Genomic DNA, 19,910 nt, shown 5'->3' with positions numbered 1-19,910 from the left:
TTGTTGATTTTTATAAAATAACTATGTATCATACTAGTATAGAGAAACCCTAGGAGGTTATTAATTGGCAGACGAAAGACAAGAAGCTTTAAATAAAGCACTTAAAAAAATTGAAAAAAACTTTGGTAAAGGATCTATTATGCGAATGGGGGATGCGGTTGATACGCAAATTTCAACGATTCCCAGTGGTTCTTTAGCATTAGACGATGCACTAGGAGTTGGCGGTTTTCCTAAGGGAAGAATCGTCGAAATTTATGGGCCTGAAAGTTCTGGTAAGACAACTGTAGCTTTACATGCAGTTGCTGAAGTGCAAAAACGTGGGGGAACTGCTGCATATATTGATGCTGAAAACGCGATGGATCCTGCATATGCAACTAATTTGGGCGTTGATATCGATTCACTCTTACTTTCACAACCAGACACTGGTGAAGAAGGATTAGCTATTGCCGATGCTTTGGTATCAAGTGGTGCTATTGACTTGGTCGTTATTGATTCCGTTGCAGCCTTAGTTCCACGTGCTGAAATTGATGGAGAGATGGGGGATGCTCATGTTGGCCTCCAAGCTCGGATGATGTCACAAGCACTTCGTAAATTATCTGGTTCGATTAACAAAACTAAGACGATTGCGTTATTCATTAACCAAATACGTGAAAAAGTCGGAATTATGTTTGGTAATCCAGAAACAACTCCTGGTGGACGGGCTTTAAAATTCTATGCAACAATCCGTTTAGAAGTACGCCGTGCAGAACAAATTAAAGATGGTGCCGACGTTATTGGTAACCGTGTTCGTATTAAAGTGGTAAAAAATAAGGTTGCTCCTCCATTCAAAAAGGCTGAAGTCGATATTATGTATGGTCATGGAATTTCGCAAACTGGTGAGATGATTGATATGGCTGTTGAAAAAGATTTGGTTGGTAAGAGTGGTTCATGGTATTCATACGGAGACGAACGCATTGGACAGGGTCGTGAGAATGCTAAGAAGTACATTGATGAACATCCAGACGTTCGTGCAGAAATTCTTGGTAAAGTTCGTGAAGCGTATGGTATGGTAGCTGATCCTACGAGTGAAGTTAAAAAAGAAAGTTCCAAAAAATCTTCAACTGATGATTCAGATTTAGCTTAAATACTACTAAAAGATTCAAGAAACTTTTCTTGAATCTTTTTTGATAGGTTTCAAACTAAATGATTCATTGACACTCTTATACCTAAATATTAAAATGATAATAAGTGTGAAAATCAAATAACATCATTCAAGAGATATAACTATGGTCTTGATGATTTGGAGGCAAAGATGATAATTTTATATATTATCCTCGCAATCATCGCTATAGTTGTTGGCTATTGTGCAGGATTCTTTATGCACAAACGGCTCATTGAAAAGCAAACTGCAAATGCCAGTAATTCGGCAGATGTAATTGTTGAAAATGCAAGAAAGCAAGCAGAAACGGAACGTCGTGAAAAGCTTCTAGAAGCCAAGGACGAGAGTCATCGCTATCGGGCGAAGGTGGAAAAAGAATTAAAAGAGCGACGGGCTGAGCTTCAAAAGCAAGAAGATCGTTTACTTCAGAGAGAAGATTCTCTTGATCGTAAGGATAATTCCTTCGAAAAGAGAGAGAATAGCCTAGAACGAAAAGAACAGAAACTTGCTCTAGACCAAAAGCATATCGATGAGCAACAACAAAAAGCATCATCACTCGTTGAAGAACGACAACAAGAACTTGAGCGAGTTTCCAATCTAACTCAAGAAGATGCAAAGAACTTAATTATTTCCGAAACAGAAGCTAAGTTGGAAAAGGAAAGAGCGTTAATAATCAAGGAAGGTCTTGAAGATGCTGAAGCAGAAGCAGATCAGACTGCCAGGAAACTTATCGCTGAAGCTATTCAACGCAGTGCGGCTGATATGGCATCTGAAACCACAATTACGGTGGTTTCGTTGCCCAATGATGATATGAAGGGTAGAATTATCGGACGTGAAGGCCGTAATATTCGAAACTTCCAAAATGTCACGGGAGTAGACTTGATCATTGATGACACTCCTGAAGCCGTGGTATTGAGTAGCTTTGACCCAATTCGTCGCGAAATTGCTCGAATTGCCTTAGACAAACTGATTCAAGATGGTCGGATTCATCCTGCTCGAATTGAGGAAATGGTTGAAAAAGCTAAAAAAGAAATGGATGACAATATTCGTAAGACTGGTGAACAAGCGGTCTTTGATTTGGGAATTCATTCTATGAACCCGGAACTAATTAAGTTAATTGGACAATTAAAATATCGGACGAGTTATGGTCAAAATGTTTTAAACCATTCAATTGAAGTTGCTAATTTAGCAGGTGTTTTAGCTGCTGAATTAGGTGAAGATGTTACTGTAGCAAAACGCGCAGGATTATTACACGATATTGGTAAAGCAGTACAACATGAAACTGATACTTCGCACGCTCAACTTGGAGTTGAGTTGGCTAAGAAGTATAAAGAAAGTGCAACGGTAATTAATGCAATTGCCGCTCATCACGATGGTGTTGAAGCACAGCATGTTATCTCCGTATTGGTTGCTGCAGCTAACTCGATTTCAGCAGCGCGACCAGGGGCACGGAGTGATACACTACAAAGTTATATTCATCGTTTAGAAAAACTAGAACAGATTTCTAATAATTTTGATGGAGTAAAGAAAAGTTACGCAATTCAAGCTGGACGTGAAGTTCGCGTTATCGTTAAACCTAATAAGATTAACGATTTGAAGGCGGTTATGTTGACCCACAATATTCGTAAGGCGATTGAAAAAGAGCTCGAATATGCTGGAAAAGTTAAAGTAACGGTTGTACGTGAAGTTCGAGCAGTTGATTATGCTAAGTAAAGGAGAGTTGGACTAGCGGTCCGCTCTTTTTTTGTTATATGTTAGAATATCCATTGTTAATGTATTTTTTACGTATTTAAAAATATGAGAGAAAAAGCTGGAAGGAAAAAAGAATGCCACAAAAAACAAGTGATACGCCAATGATGCGTCAGTATATGGAAATTAAAAATCAATACCCCGATGCTTTCCTATTCTATCGAATTGGTGATTTTTATGAATTATTTTATGATGATGCGGTCAAAGGCTCCCAGCTATTGGAATTAACGCTAACAGCGCGTTCTAAAAACGCAGATGATCCGATTCCAATGTGTGGAGTTCCTCATCATGCAGCACAAAATTATATTGATATCCTTGTCGACCAAGGATACAAAGTGGCAATTTGTGAACAGATGGAAGATCCACGGACTGCTAAAGGAATGGTTAAACGTGAAGTTATCCAATTGGTTACTCCAGGTACAACAACTGATAAGAGTGCTGAGGATGCCAAAGAAAATAACTATTTGACCGCTGTTAATTTTGATTCTAAAACTAAAAAATATGGCTTTGCGTATACAGATCTTTCAACTGGTGAATTAAAAGTTGCGATTTTAGATGATTTTGATAGCGTGATTAATGAAGCAGTAGGATTACAGACCAAAGAAATAGTAACTGACGAAAGCCTTGCAGAAAGTTTTGAAGAACGTTTTAAAGAGTTAAATATTTTAGTGTCTAAGCAGAGTGAAGTGGAAATATCCGCTGAATTAAGCTATTTAATTCAAGATTTAACAAGTTCAACGGAAATAGAAGTTGTTAAGCAACTACTTACGTATGTGCAAACTACGCAGAAACGTAATTTAGCTCATATTCAAAAAGCAGTGGCATATGAACCATCTTTCTTTTTGAGAATGGACCATGCTTCCAAGTATAATTTGGAACTAACTCGTTTAATTCGTACAGGAAAAAAACAAGGAACATTACTGTGGCTGTTGGACGAGACTAAAACGGCGATGGGGGGACGTTTACTGAAACAATGGTTAGATCGTCCCTTAATCCGCAAAAAAGAAATTATTAGTCGCCAAGATCGAGTTCAGGTTTTAGTAGATCATTTTTTTGAGCGTAGTAATTTACAAGAAGAGTTAACAAAAGTTTATGATTTGGAACGGCTAGCTGGTCGCGTTGCATTCGGTAGCGTGAATGGACGAGATTTAATCCAACTCAAAACATCATTACTTCAAATTCCTAAGGTACGTCATATTTTAGAGGAACTTAGTGAGCCGGTCTTTGATGATGCTTTAGAACATTTGGATCCGGTTAGTGATATTGCTGAGCTAATCCAAAATGCTATTGATGAAGATGCACCAATTTCTGTTACGGATGGAGATATTATTAAAGATGGTTACCATGCTAAGTTAGATGAGTACCGAGATGCAATGCGTAATGGTAAAAAATGGATTGCGGATTTACAGGCACAAGAAAGAGCGACAACGGGAATTAAGACATTGAAGATTGGTTATAACAAAGTTTTTGGTTACTATATCGAGGTAACCAGAGCCAATTTAGCTAATATTCCTGAAGGACGTTATGAAAGAAAACAGACTTTAACAAATGCAGAGCGATTCATTACGCCAGAATTAAAGGAAAAAGAACGGATTATTCTGGAAGCTGAACAAAAATCTACGGATTTGGAATACCAATTATTTAAAGAAATTCGAGAATTGATCAAAAAACAAATTGAAAGACTGCAAGATTTAGCTAAACAAGTGGCCGAATTAGATGTCCTACAGAGCTTTGCGGTGGTTAGTGAAAAATATCAGTTTGTTAAACCAACCATGACCAAAAATCATGCAATCGAAATTAAAGATGGCCGGCATCCCGTTGTCGAAAAGGTGATGGGACATCAGAGTTATGTTCCAAATAATATTGATATGGATGATAATACAGACATTCTCTTAATTACGGGACCTAATATGTCGGGTAAAAGTACCTATATGCGGCAACTTGCTTTGACCGTAATCATGGCTCAGATGGGATGTTTTGTAGCCGCTAGTGAGGCAACTTTGCCAATTTTTGATCAAATATTTACTCGAATTGGTGCTGCAGATGACCTAATTTCCGGACAGAGTACTTTTATGGTTGAAATGCAAGAAGCAAACCGAGCTTTGAAGGATGGAACCAGTAATAGTTTAGTTCTTTTTGATGAAATTGGTCGTGGTACAGCCACTTATGATGGAATGGCTTTAGCTCAATCTATCATTGAATTTATTCATCAAAATGTCCATGCTAAAACGCTTTTTTCGACTCACTATCACGAGTTAACTGAGCTCGATCAATCACTAGAACATCTCAAAAATGTCCATGTTGGAGCAGTGGAACAAAATGGTAATCTTGTCTTTCTTCATAAAATGGAAGACGGCCCTGCTGATAAATCATACGGAATCCATGTTGCTAAGCTAGCAGGGATGCCTGATAAACTTTTAAAACGTGCATCCGTCATTTTAGAAAAACTTGAGGCTAAAGATCAAGCTCATTCTGATGGGGTTGAGACACCAGTCTCCAAAGCAACTCCGGTTGAATCAGAGCAAACGCCAACCATGATTGAAGAACAAATGGCTTTGTTTGAAACACCTACTAAGCCGGTTAAATCAAGTCCTAAAGAAGAAGTTGCTAACCAACTGGAACAGTTAAATTTAATGGATATGACTCCCATGGAAGTTATGAATCAGTTATATAAATGGCAAAAGAAACTTCGTAAGTGAGGCGATTATTTTTGGCAGAAATACATGAGTTAAGTGAAATTTTAGCGGATCAGATTGCAGCGGGTGAAGTTGTTGAACGTCCAGCTTCAGTGGTTAAAGAATTAGTTGAAAATGCTATCGATGCTGGTAGTTCTCGAATTGATATTTTGCTTGAAGAGTCTGGGTTAAAGATGATTCGAATTATTGACAATGGTAGTGGAATTGATGCAAATCAAGTTGAGATTGCTTTTAAACGACATGCTACGAGTAAGATTTCGTCGCGTTCAGACTTATTTAAGGTGGGGACTTTGGGTTTTCGAGGGGAAGCCCTACCTAGTATTGCTTCAATTGCAGATGTTGAAATGTTGACAGCTACAACTGATGGACCGGGTAAAAAGATTCATTACCGGGGTGGCAAATTAGAAGATAGCGGTGATGCTCAAAGTCGCCAAGGTACGGATATTACTGTACAGGATCTATTTTTCAATACTCCAGCACGGTTAAAGTACTTAAAATCGCTCCAAACAGAATTATCTAAAATTACGGATATTGTCAATCGAATTGCACTAAGTTACCCAGAAGTAGCTATCTCACTACAAAATAATGAGCGTGAGCTAATGCGAACCTCAGGAAACGGAAATATTCAACAAGTTTTAGCTAACATTTATGGTGCCAAAAATGCTCAAAAAATGGTACATGTTAAAGAACAAAATATTGACTTTACGATTGATGGTTATATTAGTTTACCAGAATTCACTAGGGCAAATCGCAGCTATATCACGGTTCTAGTTAATGGACGGTATATCAAAAATTTCCAAATCAGTAAGGCTATTATTGATGGTTATGGTTCAAAATTAATGGTTGGTCGTTATCCAGTAGCAGTTTTGAATATTAAAACTGATCCAATTTTAGTAGATGTAAATGTGCATCCAACTAAACAAGAGGTGCGCATCAGTGAAGAACAGACACTGTTAGATTTAATTTCCAAAGCCGTTTTTAATGAACTTGCAGATAAAAATTTGATTCCGGATGCAGTAGACAATTTAAAAAAGTCACGTGTAAAAGTAAGTTCAAGTGAACAACTTGACTTAGCTCGGATGGCCATATCGGGTTCTTTTGAGATGGAACAGGATCATGTAACGATTCCAGATACAGATAACGACGAAGTTGAAAAAGAAGTAAATATCTCGGATCGATATGTGGAACCTGAACCAATTGTTATTAATAGTCGCCAAGATTTAAAATCTGATACCATTGCCGAATTTAAAACCAAATACGCTAACGATGCAGTAGTTAACAATACGGTTGAAGACGGGGATCAGCCTGAATTAAAAGAGAAAGATGCCGTACAACGTTTTCCAACTTTGACTTACATTGGACAAATGCACGGAACATATTTGTTTGCCGAAGCTGAGGATGGTCTCTACATTATTGATCAACATGCAGCGCAGGAACGTATTAATTATGAATATTATCGAGTTCAAATTGGAGAGGTCAGTGATGATCAACAGGACTTACTAGTGCCAATTTACTTAGATTATTCAACTACGGATGCTATCCGAATTAAAGAAAAGCAAACAGTCTTAGAGTCGTGTGGATTGTTTTTAGAAGAATTCGGGAAAAATACGTTTATCGTTAGACATCATCCAACGTGGTTCAAAAAAGGGCAAGAGGAAGACACCGTTAAAGAAATGGTTGATTATGTTTTAAATGATAGCTCAATGACGGTAGCTAAATTTAGGGAAGCAACCGCCATCATGATGAGTTGTAAACGAGCTATTAAAGCCAATCATCATTTAGATGAACCACAAGCTAAACAATTATTAAAAGACATCGCTAAGGCTGAAAATCCATTTAATTGTCCTCATGGTCGTCCAGTACTAGTACATTTTTCAACGACAGACATGGAGAAAATGTTTAAAAGAATTCAAGATCCACACCATTCTGACTTGATGGAAGATGAGATGTGATACAATTAACTGAATGCGAACAAACGTTTTGAAATGAGGATTTATAAATGTATGAATATTTAGATGGAGTCGTCGTTAACGTTAATCCAGCTTATATTGTTGTTGATGTCAATGGAGTTGGATTTTTAGTTAACGTGGCTAATCCATATAGTTTTGAACTAGATGCTAAACAGAAAGTTTTTGTTCATCAAGCTGTTTCAGAAAATGATCAAACTTTATATGGATTTAAAAAAGCTGAAGATAAAGAACTTTTTCTTAATTTATTAAAAGTTAAGGGGATTGGTCCGAAAAGTGCGTTGGCTATTTTAGCGAACGATGATCATACAGGGTTGATTAATGCGATTAATAATGATGATGTAAGTTATCTCAAAAAGTTCCCTAAGATTGGTCCTAAGGCTGCTCAACAAATCATTCTAGATTTGAAGGGCAAAGTGGCGGTTGAAAATGAAGTAGGAACCCTTTTTGATTTATCAACTACTTCAAACCAAGCTCTAGATGAAGCTCTAGAAGCTTTGATTGCATTAGGTTATTCTGAAAAAGAGGTTAAGAAATTAACTAAGAAATTGAGTGAACAAACTGATCGGACAACTGATCAGTATATTAGTTCGGGATTAAAATTATTGATGAAAGGATAAGACAAGTTGATGGAAGATGAACGGATTACTTCTGCGGAAGTTCAAAGTCCAGACGAAGAAAATGAAGAGTTGTCGTTAAGGCCTCAAACATTGCATCAATATATTGGTCAGGATCAGATTAAACATGAGCTTGAAGTATATATTGCCGCAGCCAAAAATCGCGAAGAAGCACTAGATCATGTTCTTTTATATGGCCCCCCTGGACTAGGGAAAACGACTTTAGCGATGGTTATTGCTAATGAAATGAACGTTCAGATTCGAACGACTAGTGGACCAGCCATTGAAAAACCGGGTGATTTAGTAGCTCTTTTGAATGAGCTACAACCTGGTGACGTTTTATTTATTGATGAAATTCATCGATTACCTAAAGTGGTGGAGGAAATGCTCTATTCAGCCATGGAAGATTTCTTTGTTGATATTGTTGTCGGACAAGGACCAACTGCACATCCAATTCATTTTCCTTTACCACCTTTCACTTTGATTGGAGCGACTACTAGAGCGGGCTTACTCTCAGCTCCATTACGAGATCGCTTTGGAATTGTTGAACATATGAATTACTATAATGAAGCGGATTTAGCTAACATTGTTCGACGCTCTGCGGGTATTTTTAACTCGCATATTGACGATCAAGGGGCGTACGAAATTGCTAGTCGCTCACGAGGAACACCGCGAATTTCGAATCGTCTGTTAAAACGAATCCGAGATTTTGCTGAAGTAGAAAATGATGGACAAATTGATCGCCAATTGGTTAGTCAGTCCTTGAAATTACTTCAAGTAGATAATCGTGGACTAGATCGGACTGATAAAAAAGTTCTAACTACTATGATCGAGCTCTATGGAGGCGGTCCGGTAGGAATTTCCACCATTGCAGCTAATATCGGTGAAGAACCAGATACTATTTCAGAAATGTATGAACCATACTTGCTTCAAATTGGATTCCTGAAAAGGACGCCTCGAGGCCGGATGGTTACAGAACGTGCCTACGAACATCTAGGCTTAATTGATCAATATATGAATAAATGAGGAATTGAAAATGACACTAACTACTGAAGATTTTAATTATGACTTACCACATGAATTAATTGCCCAAACTCCAATTAAAGAACGCGATGAATCTCGTTTACTTGTGTTAGACCACGAAACAGGAGCAATGGAAGATAAACATTTTTACGATATTATCGACCAATTAAATCCTGGTGATGCAGTCGTTATGAATAATTCACGAGTAATGCCGGCTCGTATTTACGGAATTAAGGACAAAACGGGTGGTCACTTTGAAGTTCTACTATTACACAATATTGAAGGCGACCGCTGGGAAACGCTCGTTAAACCTGCTAAACGAGCAAAAACTGGAACCAAAATTATATTTGGTGATGGTGCCTTGACAGCGACAGTTACCAAAGAATTAGAACATGGTGGACGTGAGATTGTCTTTGATTATGATGGAATTTTCATGGAAGTTTTGGAAAAGCTAGGAGAAATGCCGTTACCTCCATACATCAAAGAAAAATTAGATGATCCAGAACGTTATCAGACCGTTTATTCTAAAGAACCAGGTTCAGCAGCAGCTCCAACGGCTGGATTACACTGGACTAAAGAACTACTAGAAAAGGTTGAACAAAAGGGCATCAAATTAGTTTATTTGACATTGCATGTTGGACTAGGAACTTTCCGACCTGTGGATGAAGATAATATTGAAGATCACAAGATGCACAGTGAGTTTTATCAACTTTCTGAAGAATCAGCGGCAGCCTTGAATGAAGTGAAGAAGCAGGGTGGAAGAATTGTGGCTACGGGAACAACTTCAATTCGGACGCTTGAAACAATTGGCTCTAAGTTTAATGGAGAAATTAAAGCTGATAGTGGTTGGACAGATATTTTTATTAAACCAGGTTATGAATGGAAAGTGGTTGACGCTTTTATAACTAATTTCCATTTACCAAAATCAACTTTGGTAATGCTAGTAGCGGCCTTTACGGGAAGAGAAAATATTTTAAATGCTTACCAACATGCGATTGAAGAAAAATATCGTTTCTTTAGCTTTGGTGACGCAATGTTTATTAAATAAAGAACTATGAATGGAGAAATACATTGGAACCTGCAATTAAATACCGATTAATTAAAACCGATAAGCATACAGGAGCACGTCTAGGTGAAATAATCACCCCGCATGGTACTTTTCCAACACCGATTTTTATGCCCGTTGGAACTCAAGCAACCGTCAAAGCCATGTCACCTGAAGAACTAGAAGACTTAGGAGCAGACATTATTTTGTCGAATACCTATCATTTATGGGTGCGACCAGGTGAAGATATTGTTAAAGAAGGTGGTGGTCTTCACCAATTTATGAACTGGAAAAAGGGAATCTTAACTGATTCAGGTGGATTTCAGGTATTTTCTTTAGCGAAATTACGGGATATCACTGAAGAAGGGGTGCACTTTAAAAACGAGCTTAACGGAGCAAACATGTTCCTTTCACCGGAAAAGGCTATTCAAATTGAAAATGATCTGGGTCCAGATATCATGATGAGTTTCGATGAATGCCCGCCTTATTTTGAGAGTTATGACTATGTTAAACATTCGGTCGAAAGAACTAGCCGTTGGGCCGAACGTGGTTTGAAAGCTCATCGTAACCCAGAAACCCAAGGCCTTTTTGGGATTATTCAAGGTGCCGGTTTCGAAGATTTAAGAAGACAAAGTGCTAAAGATTTAGTTAGTATGGATTTCCCTGGATATTCAATCGGAGGACTTTCAGTAGGAGAGTCTAAAGAAGAAATGAATCGGGTGTTGGATTTCACAACGCAATTGATTCCCGAAAATAAGCCCCGTTATTTAATGGGAGTAGGTTCGCCAGATGCTTTGATTGATGGTGTTCTTCGTGGGGTAGATATGTTTGATTGTGTATTACCAACCCGCATTGCCCGAAATGGTACCTGTATGACGAGTCATGGTCGTTTAGTAGTTAAAAATGCTAAATACGCGCGTGATTTCACACCAATTGATGATAATTGTCAATGCTATACTTGTCGCAACTACACTCGGGCCTATATTCGCCATCTAATTAAGACCGACGAAACTTTTGGTCTTCGACTAACCAGTATTCATAATGTCTATTTCTTAGTTCATTTGATGAAAGATGTGCGTCAAGCTATTATGGATGATAATTTACTTGAGTTTAGACAAAACTTCTTTGAAGAATACGGATATAATAAGGAAAATAGTAAGAATTTCTAAGAGTACTGGTTTAGAAAACGTATTTTTGGTACAGTATACTTAGACGACTTTAGTGAGGTGAAAAAATGTTATTAGCAGCTGCAAATGGTGGTTTCGGAATGAGTTCAATCATTTTCTTTGTTTTAATCATTGGATTGATGTACTTCATGATGATCAGACCACAACGTAAACAACAACAAAAGCGCCAAGAAATGATGAATCAATTGAACGTTGGAGACAATGTTGTAACAATTGGTCGTCTTCATGGGGTGGTTGATTCAATTAATGAAGAGGAAAAAACTGTTACTTTAGATTGTGATGGTATTTACCTAGTTTTTGATCGTATGGCAATCATGCGGGTCGAAAAGAAGGCTCTTACGACAACTGAAACAACTGAAACTAAAGAAGAAGCTCCCGTAAAGGAAGCCGAACCTGAAGAAACAACTGAAAAAGAAGAATAATTTTTCAAACTTAGACCGCGAATTTTAATTCGTGGGTCTTTTTTTTCTTGTTTGAAGTTTTAAAATGGTAGATAATTAATCTATATGAAAAGCGAAAGCGGGGTTATAAAAATGAATCAAAAGGCTTTATTTATTATTTTTGGCGGAACAGGCGACTTAGCTTATCGAAAATTATATCCGGCGTTATTTAATTTATACGAAAAAGGATATTTAAAAGAGGATTTTGCTGTAATTGGTACAGCACGCCGTCCGTGGTCTAACGATCACTACCATGAAGTAGTTATGAGTGCAATTGAAGACGCAGGCCGTGATTCTGGTCGGACTAACGATGACCTACCTCGCAAATTTGCAAGCCATTTCTACTATCAATCACATAATGTTGATGATGTCGATCATTATGTAGCTTTACGTAAATTAGCAGATGAATTGGATGAAAAGTATGATCTTCAAGGAAATCGTATTTTTTATTTAGCAATGGCACCAAGATTCTTTGGAACAATTGCCGGCCATCTGAAAGATCAAGCTTTACTTACAAAGGGAAATGGTTTTAACCGATTAATTATCGAAAAACCCTTCGGACGTGACTATCCCAGTGCTAAAGAATTGAACGATTCAATTTCGGGTTCCTTTAAAGAAGAACAGATTTTTAGAATTGATCATTATTTAGGTAAGGAACCGATCCAGTCAATTGCTGGATTACGGTTTGGGAACGCATTGTTCAACTCGCTTTGGAATAAAGAACATATTGATAACATTCAGATTACCCTATCTGAATCACTTGGTGTCGAAGAACGGGCTGGATACTATGAAACAGCTGGGGCAATGCGGGATATGGTCCAAAATCATATTATGCAAATTGTTTCGTTACTTACAATGGAACGGCCAGATGTTTTTGATTCAGAACATTTACGTGACAAGAAAATTGAAGCTTTGGAAAATATCCAAATGTATACCAAAGAAGAAGCTAAAAAATATTTCATTCGTGGCCAATACGGTGCAGATGAGGCTAATACACAACTTGGATACCGAGATGAAGAAGGTACGGATAATCAATCAACTGTTGAAACTTTCGTTGCCGGTAAATTAATTACACATAATCCGTCATTAGATGGTGTACCAGTTTATATTCGTACTGGGAAACGATTAACTAAAAAATCAACTCAGATTAACATTGTATTTAAAAATGATGATCAAAACATTTTTGCTAAAGACGCGTCAGAAAAATTAAAGACCAATGTTTTGACTATGCATATTGAACCTGATCAAGGGTTTACACTAGAATTTAATACAAAGACTGGAAACCAAGGTTACAACCTTTCCCCAGTTCATTTACGTTATCGTAAGACAGCCACTGAAAAGGCTCAAATTCCAGATGCTTACGAAGGTTTGATTCGCGATGCTTTAATGGGAAATAAGACTAATTTTGCACATTGGCATGAAGTTAGCCAAGCATGGAAGATTATGGATGTAGTCCGCGAGGCTTGGGATGAAGAAGAACCCGCATTTCCAAACTATGCAAGTGGTAGTATGGGACCTGAAGCAGCTATGCAACTTCTAGCTGATGATGGACGTAAATGGGTTTTTAATCCACGCAGCTAATAATGGAAACAGAAGTTTTAACTCCGATCAACATTGATGATTCTCGTAAGATAATTCATGTTGATATGGACGCCTTTTATGCTTCAATTGAGATGCGAGATAACCCCAAGTTCAAAACCCAGCCTTTGGTGGTAGCTCATGATCCGCGCCTTACTGGAGGACATGGGGTTGTCACAACGGCAAACTATATTGCACGGCAATTTGGTGTCCATTCTGCGATGCCGGCTATGAAAGCTTTAGAACTTTGTCCAGAGGCGATTTTTAAAGATCCGGACTTCACTAAATATCGTGCAGTTTCGGAACAAATTCATCAAATTTTTCACGAGTATACCGATAAGATTGAACCCGTTGCCTTTGATGAGGCCTATTTAGATGTTTCAGAAGATAAAAAGGGGCTTGGTGACGCTGTGTTGATTGCTCATGAAATTCAGAAAGTTATCTTTAATGAAACCCAATTAACCTGCTCTACGGGAATTTCATACAATAAATTTCTGGCTAAAATGGCTTCCGAATATTCCAAGCCGGTAGGTGTGGCAATCATCGAAAAAGATGACGTTGCTGAGTTTCTAAAGAATATTCCAATCGAACGGTTTAGAGGGGTTGGCAAAAAAACAGTGCCTAAAATGCACGAGCTAGGTGTTTTTCAAGGTGCGGATTTAATCAAGATGTCTGAAAATGATTTAATTCATTACTTTGGAAAATTTGGGTACACCTTGTTTCGTTGGGTTCGCGGACAAGATGATCGCCCAGTCGAATACTTGCGTGAAAGAAAATCAATTGGCAAAGAAGAAACGTATGGAAAGTTGCTCACCACTGAGATGGAGGTTGAAGAGCGACTTCGGGTAATTGCTAAGAATCTATTTCGCGCAGTTTTGAAAAGACAGAAACACGGCAAAACCATTGTATTGAAACTAAGATATGGTGATTTTGAAACGTTAACTAAACGAATCACATTGGACGAATTTTTCCAAAATGATGTTGAAACCTATTATTTTTATGCTAAACAGATTTTGGATGAAATTGCTGATATTTCGCGGGGGATTCGCTTATTAGGGATTACACTAACCAACTTAACGGATCAAAATTTTCAAGAAGTTTCTTTACCACTGTTTAAGCACTCAGAGTGATTTTGTGATATGCTTAAGAGCGCTAATAATAAAGTATTAAACTTATATTGATAAAAATTTAATGAGTAGGATAAATGAGGCTGTAATGGACACACTTGAAAAAATTTTAGAACAAATCAAAAAATATAACCGAATTATTATTCATCGTCATCAACGTCCCGATCCCGATGCCATTGGATCACAAGTTGGACTCGCCAAAATTTTACAAGCATCTTTTCCCCATAAACAAATCAAAGTGGTTGGAAAACAAATCGATGGTTTGAGTTGGTTGGGTAACATGGATGAAATTGAAGGTGATTTCTTCGATGATGCATTGGTAATAGTGATTGATACGGCCAATTCACCAAGAATTGACGATCGTCGCTTTGAGAACGGGGCGTTCCTAATTAAAATTGATCATCATCCGAATGATGACCCATTTGGCGATTTGATGTGGGTAAAAGAAGAAGCATCAAGTAGTTCAGAATTAGTTTTTGATTTCTATAATCGCTTCAAGGACCAATTAACGCTGACAGCAGACGCGGCTAGAGATCTCTATGCGGGAATCGTGGGAGATACTGGACGCTTTATGTATGCAGCTACTAGTGCACATACGCATAGTGTAGTAGCTGGTTTAATGGAAACTGGCTTTGACATGGTAGCTGTTAATCAGACGTTAGACGAAATACCAGAATCAGTAGCTCATTTATCATCATACGTATATGACAACCTTCAAATTAAGGCTAATGGGGCTGCCCATATTGTTTTAAGTAAAGAAGCTTTGGATAAGTTTGATTTGAAGGACGCTGGAACAGCTGGAATTGTTTCACTACCAGGTCATATTACAACGGTTAAATGCTGGGCAATTTTTGTTGAACAAGATGATCACTCTTACCGTGTTCGACTTCGTTCAAAGGGTCCAGTGATCAACGAACTTGCAAAGAAACACGACGGCGGTGGTCATCCATTAGCTAGTGGTGCGAAGGCAGCTAACATTGAAGAAGTTAACCAAATTGTAAGTGAATTAGATCAATTGGTTTAGACAAGGAGTATTTAATGAACGAATTTCAGAAGTTTAATCTAAAACCATTTTTAATGACGGCTTTAGATGAGATTAATTTTAAGACACCTACCCCTGTACAGGATAAAGTGATTCCACTTATTGCTGATGGAAAGAGTGTTGTCGGACAATCTCAAACGGGGAGTGGTAAAACCCATGCTTTTCTTTTACCAATTTTTAACAATATCGATCCGGAATTAAATGCAATTCAAGCAGTAATTACGACACCTAGTCGTGAATTGGCTTATCAAATTTATGAAGATGCTAAGCAATTAGCCTCAGCTTCAGAAGTTAAGATTGAAATTGGCAATTACGTTGGTGGAACTGATAAGAAACGTCAAGTTGAAAAATTAGGACATCATCAACCAGCTATCATCATTGGTACACCAGGACGAGTTTTGGACTTGTTAAAGGAACGGGCCTTGAACTTCCGTCAAGTGAAGTATATGGTTATTGACGAAGCTGATATGACCTTAGATATGGGATTTTTAAACGCGGTAGATCAAATTGCTGCTGCAATGCCATCTAAGCTGCAAATTTTGGTTTTCTCAGCTACCATTCCACAACGGCTAAATGTATTTTTGAAGAAGTATATGGATCATCCGGTAATTGAAGAGATTCCTACCGAAACAACTATTAGCCCTACCATCAAGAATATCTTGATTTCAACTAAGAGTTCTGGCAAAAATAATTTAATTTATAAATTATTGACTATGGGAGAGCCCTATCTAGCTTTAGTTTTCACCAACACTAAGGAACGTGCTGATGAGTTGACCGATTATCTTAAAGCTCAGGGACTCGATGTTGCTAAAATTCATGGTGGTATCCAACCACGTGAACGTAAACGAATTATGAAGGATATTCATCGTCTTCGTTATCAATACGTTGTAGCAACTGATTTGGCTGCTCGTGGAATCGATATTGATGGAGTTTCACTAGTAATTAATGATGATATTCCGACAGACCTTGAATTCTTTATCCATCGAGTGGGTCGTACTGGTCGAAATGGTATGTCAGGAACCGCAATTACCTTATATATGCCTAATGAAGAAGACAAAGTAGCTGATGTCGAAAAGATGGGAATTACATTCTTACCTCAACAGATTCGAAACAACGAATTAGTTGATACGTACGATCGTGATCGTCGTCAGACGCGTCGTCTGAGTCAAAAGAAACTTGACCCAACCATGATTGGGATGGTTAAGAAAAAGAAGAAAAAGGTTAAACCAGGTTACAAGCGTCGAATTCGCAAAGCAATTTCAGAAAAAGAAATTCGTGATCGTCGTATGGAACAACATCAAGCAGTTCGTGAAGCCAAAAAGGCTAAGATAAAACAATCACGAAATAAGCGAAGATAAATTGACATTTTAAAGTTGATTTTCTATAATTAGCTGTAATATTTTTAAAATCATTTGAGATATGTAGGAGCTAACCCCTTAGTGCAAGAGACATTCTGGCTGGTGTGAAGGGTGAAGGGAAGTTTCTATGCTACTCAAGTTAATGAATCGTTTTCTCAGCGTTAATGAGACTTAAGAGGTATACGATTAAACATCGTTGCAAGTAAAGTGGTACCGCGCAGTCGCGTCTTTATTATTTTACACGCAATGGTGTTTTTTATTTTAGGAGGAAATAATGGAAAGAAAGTCAAGTAGTGAAATTCGTCGAATGTATTTAGATTTTTTCAAGAGTAAAGGTCACATCATTGAACCCAGTGCCTCATTAGTACCGCAAGATGATCCAACTTTGTTATGGATTAATTCTGGGGTTGCTACCATGAAAAAGTACTTTGATGGAAGTGTGGTTCCTGAAGTACCTCGTCTAACAAGTTCACAAAAAAGTATTCGAACAAATGATATTGAAAATGTGGGTCATACGGCTCGTCACCATACTTTGTTTGAAATGTTGGGTAACTTTTCAGTAGGAGATTATTTTAAAGAAGAAGCTATTCATTGGGCTTGGGAATTGCTAACATCCAAAGAATGGTATGGCATGGACCCAGAAAAATTGTATGTTACCGTCTATCCTAAGGATGAAGAAGCTAAAAAAATATGGTTAGAAACACCAATTGATCCTAGCCATATTGTGAAAGTGGAAGACAATTTCTGGGATATCGGTGAGGGTCCTAGTGGTCCTGATTCAGAAATTTTCTATGATCGCGGTGAAGCGTTTAATAATCTTGAAGATGACGATCCAGAGAATTATCCTGGTGGAGAAAATGAACGCTGGCTTGAAATTTGGAATATTGTATTTTCACAATTTAACCATAAGCCAGATGGAACTTATGAACCACTTCCACATAAAAATATTGATACGGGGATGGGATTAGAACGAGTTGTTTCTGTTTTCCAAGATGCCCCCACTAACTTTGAAACAGATTTATTCTTACCAATTATCCATGAAGTTGAAAAACTTAGTGGTAAAAAGTATGGAGAAAATAAAGAAAGTGATATCTCATTTAAGGTAATTGCTGACCATGCACGGGCTATTACGTTTGCTATTGGTGATGGAGCTATTCCTTCTAATGAGGGACGTGGATACGTTATTCGTCGCTTATTACGTCGTGCGGTTATGCATGGTAAACAACTGGGGGTAAATGAAACCTTCCTTTACAAGATGGTTCCAGTTGTAGGCGAAATTATGAAGGATTACTATCCAGAAGTGTTGGCTGATCAGGATTATATTGCCAAAGTTATTAAATCTGAAGAAGATCGTTTTAGCGAAACACTTACAGACGGACTAGAACTTTTAAATACAATTATTGATGAAACTAAGACTAAGGGCTCCGACACAATTTCTGGATTTGATGCCTTTCGTTTGTTCGATACTTATGGTTTCCCACTAGAACTAGCTAAAGAATATGCTAGTGATAAGGGGCTCAAAGTTGACGAAGCAGGCTTTGAAGATGAAATGCAGAAGCAAAAAGAACGTGCCCGTTCGGCTCGATCAACAGAAAAATCAATGGGAGTTCAATCTGATTTATTAACGGATTTAAAGACTGAAAGTAAATATGTTGGTTATGATACTCTTCGAGTTGATAATGCAATCCTTGAAAATGTAATTCAGGATGGGAAATTAACAGATATTGTAGAACCGGGTGAAGCCCGCGTCTTATTTAATATCACACCTTTCTATGCTGAAATGGGTGGACAAGTTGCGGATCAAGGTGAAATTAGGGATGCCAATGGCGAAATTGTGGCGGAAGTGATTGATGTTCAACATGCACCTAATGGTCAAAACTTGCATACTATTAAAGCTTTAAAGAAGATGCACAGCGGAGCAGCTTATACATTAGAAGTTAACCGAGCTTTCCATTTGAAAGTTGAAAAGAACCATACAGCTACTCATTTATTAGACCAAGCGCTACGTGATATTTTGGGCGATCATACACAACAAGCAGGTTCGTTAGTTGAACCAGGTTATTTACGTTTTGATTTTACGCATTTTGGACAAGTAACTAACGAAGACTTGGATCGGGTCGAAAAAATTATTAACGAAAAAATTTATGATGAAATTCCAGTAACAACGGTTGAAACGGACCTTGAAACTGGTAAGAAGATGGGCGCCATTGCCTTGTTTAATGATAAATATGGTAAAAAGGTACGCGTTGTTGGTATTGGCGATTATTCAAAAGAATTTTGTGGGGGGACCCATGTCAAGAATACTAATGAAATTGGACTCTTTAAGATCGTTTCAGAATCCGGTGTGGGAGCTGGCGTTCGCCGAATTGAAGCTGTAACTTCACAGGCCGCACTTGAATTCTTAAATACTGAAGAAAACCTTTTGAAGCAAACAGCTGGTCTTTTGAAGAGTGCTCAATTAAAAGATGTTCCTACTAAGACTGAACAACTTCAATCAAATGTTAAAGCATTGACACAAAAAATTAGCCAATTAGAAGCTAAGATTGCTAAATCCCAAGCTGCTAATATCGGCGATGAAATGGTGGAAATTAACGGAGTGCGTTTAATTGCTGCTGATGTTCAAGTTTCAGGAATGGATCAATTACGTCAAATGGCTGATGATTGGAAAAATAAAGATCAATCCGATGTCCTAGTCTTAGCTGCTAAGATTGGTGAAAAGGCTAATTTAATTGCTGCTGTCAAAGATGATTTTGTTAAAAAAGGTCTTAAAGCAGGAGATTTAATCAAAGCAATCGCACCTAAAGTAAACGGTGGCGGTGGTGGACGTCCGAACATGGCTCAAGCCGGTGGTTCTAATCCGGATAATATCAAGGCTGCTTTGCAAGCCGCTCGAGAATGGCTAGAAAGTCAAAATGGATAATATTACGAGTTAGTTACGAGAAG

General features: G+C 37.9%; 14 protein-coding genes. All 14 read left to right on the top strand.

The features are described from left to right. The first annotated feature begins 64 nt into the window (after window positions 1-64). The 14 genes from recA (at window position 65) to alaS (ending at window position 19,887) form a co-directional block, all read left to right on the top strand. Window positions 65-1,123, top strand: a complete 1,059-nt coding sequence (recA, locus tag PEPE_RS06180) for a recombinase RecA (protein WP_002833728.1) — start codon at window positions 65-67, stop codon at window positions 1,121-1,123. Window positions 1,124-1,291: 168 nt separating this feature from the next. Next, window positions 1,292-2,851 carry a ribonuclease Y gene (gene rny, locus PEPE_RS06175; protein WP_011673585.1) on the top strand — a complete coding sequence of 520 codons (1,560 nt, stop codon included), beginning with the start codon at window positions 1,292-1,294 and terminating at the stop codon, window positions 2,849-2,851. A gap of 113 nt (window positions 2,852-2,964) precedes the next feature. After that, window positions 2,965-5,586, top strand: a complete 2,622-nt coding sequence (gene mutS / locus PEPE_RS06170; RefSeq protein WP_011673584.1) for a DNA mismatch repair protein MutS — start codon at window positions 2,965-2,967, stop codon at window positions 5,584-5,586. 11 nt (window positions 5,587-5,597) lie between these two features. Further along, a complete protein-coding gene (mutL, locus tag PEPE_RS06165; RefSeq protein WP_011673583.1) occupies window positions 5,598-7,535 on the top strand; it encodes a DNA mismatch repair endonuclease MutL in 1,938 nt (645 codons plus the stop codon). A gap of 47 nt (window positions 7,536-7,582) precedes the next feature. Continuing rightward, window positions 7,583-8,170, top strand: coding sequence for a Holliday junction branch migration protein RuvA (gene ruvA / locus PEPE_RS06160; RefSeq protein ID WP_002833732.1), 588 nt, complete (start codon window positions 7,583-7,585; stop codon window positions 8,168-8,170). A gap of 9 nt (window positions 8,171-8,179) precedes the next feature. After that, window positions 8,180-9,193 (top strand): Holliday junction branch migration DNA helicase RuvB, encoded by a 1,014-nt coding sequence (gene ruvB / locus PEPE_RS06155; protein ID WP_011673582.1) that lies wholly within the window; start codon window positions 8,180-8,182, stop codon window positions 9,191-9,193. Window positions 9,194-9,203: 10 nt separating this feature from the next. Beyond that, window positions 9,204-10,238, top strand: coding sequence for a tRNA preQ1(34) S-adenosylmethionine ribosyltransferase-isomerase QueA (queA, locus tag PEPE_RS06150; RefSeq protein WP_002833734.1), 1,035 nt, complete (start codon window positions 9,204-9,206; stop codon window positions 10,236-10,238). 23 nt (window positions 10,239-10,261) lie between these two features. Beyond that, window positions 10,262-11,404 (top strand): tRNA guanosine(34) transglycosylase Tgt, encoded by a 1,143-nt coding sequence (gene tgt, locus PEPE_RS06145; protein WP_011673581.1) that lies wholly within the window; start codon window positions 10,262-10,264, stop codon window positions 11,402-11,404. Between the two features lie 65 nt (window positions 11,405-11,469). After that, window positions 11,470-11,844, top strand: coding sequence for a preprotein translocase subunit YajC (gene yajC, locus PEPE_RS06140; protein WP_002833736.1), 375 nt, complete (start codon window positions 11,470-11,472; stop codon window positions 11,842-11,844). Between the two features lie 111 nt (window positions 11,845-11,955). Then, complete coding sequence (gene zwf / locus PEPE_RS06135) at window positions 11,956-13,443, top strand: glucose-6-phosphate dehydrogenase (protein ID WP_011673580.1); 1,488 nt, start codon at window positions 11,956-11,958, stop codon at window positions 13,441-13,443. Window positions 13,444-13,445: 2 nt separating this feature from the next. After that, a complete protein-coding gene (gene dinB, locus PEPE_RS06130; protein WP_011673579.1) occupies window positions 13,446-14,570 on the top strand; it encodes a DNA polymerase IV in 1,125 nt (374 codons plus the stop codon). 85 nt (window positions 14,571-14,655) lie between these two features. Continuing rightward, window positions 14,656-15,591 (top strand): DHH family phosphoesterase, encoded by a 936-nt coding sequence (locus tag PEPE_RS06125; RefSeq protein WP_011673578.1) that lies wholly within the window; start codon window positions 14,656-14,658, stop codon window positions 15,589-15,591. A gap of 14 nt (window positions 15,592-15,605) precedes the next feature. After that, a complete protein-coding gene (locus PEPE_RS06120; RefSeq protein ID WP_002834388.1) occupies window positions 15,606-16,967 on the top strand; it encodes a DEAD/DEAH box helicase in 1,362 nt (453 codons plus the stop codon). A 274-nt stretch (window positions 16,968-17,241) separates the two neighbouring features. After that, on the top strand, window positions 17,242-19,887 hold the full coding sequence (alaS, locus tag PEPE_RS06115) for an alanine--tRNA ligase (RefSeq protein WP_011673577.1): 2,646 nt from the start codon (window positions 17,242-17,244) through the stop codon (window positions 19,885-19,887). Window positions 19,888-19,910 lie beyond the last annotated feature (23 nt).

Origin of the sequence: Pediococcus pentosaceus ATCC 25745, assembly GCF_000014505.1 — a bacterium.
Taxonomy (GTDB): Bacteria; Bacillota; Bacilli; order Lactobacillales; family Lactobacillaceae; genus Pediococcus; species Pediococcus pentosaceus.
This window is presented reverse-complemented; position numbering and strand designations above follow the sequence as displayed.

Excerpts from the sequence above, each read along its gene's own strand:
- yajC (WP_002833736.1), top strand. The coding sequence starts at position 11,470 with ATGTTATTAGCAGCTGCAAATGGTGGTTTCGGAATGAGTTCAATCATT.
- queA (WP_002833734.1), top strand. The coding sequence starts at position 9,204 with ATGACACTAACTACTGAAGATTTTAATTATGACTTACCACATGAATTA.
- alaS (WP_011673577.1), top strand. The coding sequence starts at position 17,242 with ATGGAAAGAAAGTCAAGTAGTGAAATTCGTCGAATGTATTTAGATTTT.
- zwf (WP_011673580.1), top strand. The coding sequence starts at position 11,956 with ATGAATCAAAAGGCTTTATTTATTATTTTTGGCGGAACAGGCGACTTA.
- rny (WP_011673585.1), top strand. The coding sequence starts at position 1,292 with ATGATAATTTTATATATTATCCTCGCAATCATCGCTATAGTTGTTGGC.
- dinB (WP_011673579.1), top strand. The coding sequence starts at position 13,446 with ATGGAAACAGAAGTTTTAACTCCGATCAACATTGATGATTCTCGTAAG.
- PEPE_RS06120 (WP_002834388.1), top strand. The coding sequence starts at position 15,606 with ATGAACGAATTTCAGAAGTTTAATCTAAAACCATTTTTAATGACGGCT.
- PEPE_RS06125 (WP_011673578.1), top strand. The coding sequence starts at position 14,656 with ATGGACACACTTGAAAAAATTTTAGAACAAATCAAAAAATATAACCGA.
- ruvA (WP_002833732.1), top strand. The coding sequence starts at position 7,583 with ATGTATGAATATTTAGATGGAGTCGTCGTTAACGTTAATCCAGCTTAT.
- mutS (WP_011673584.1), top strand. The coding sequence starts at position 2,965 with ATGCCACAAAAAACAAGTGATACGCCAATGATGCGTCAGTATATGGAA.
- ruvB (WP_011673582.1), top strand. The coding sequence starts at position 8,180 with ATGGAAGATGAACGGATTACTTCTGCGGAAGTTCAAAGTCCAGACGAA.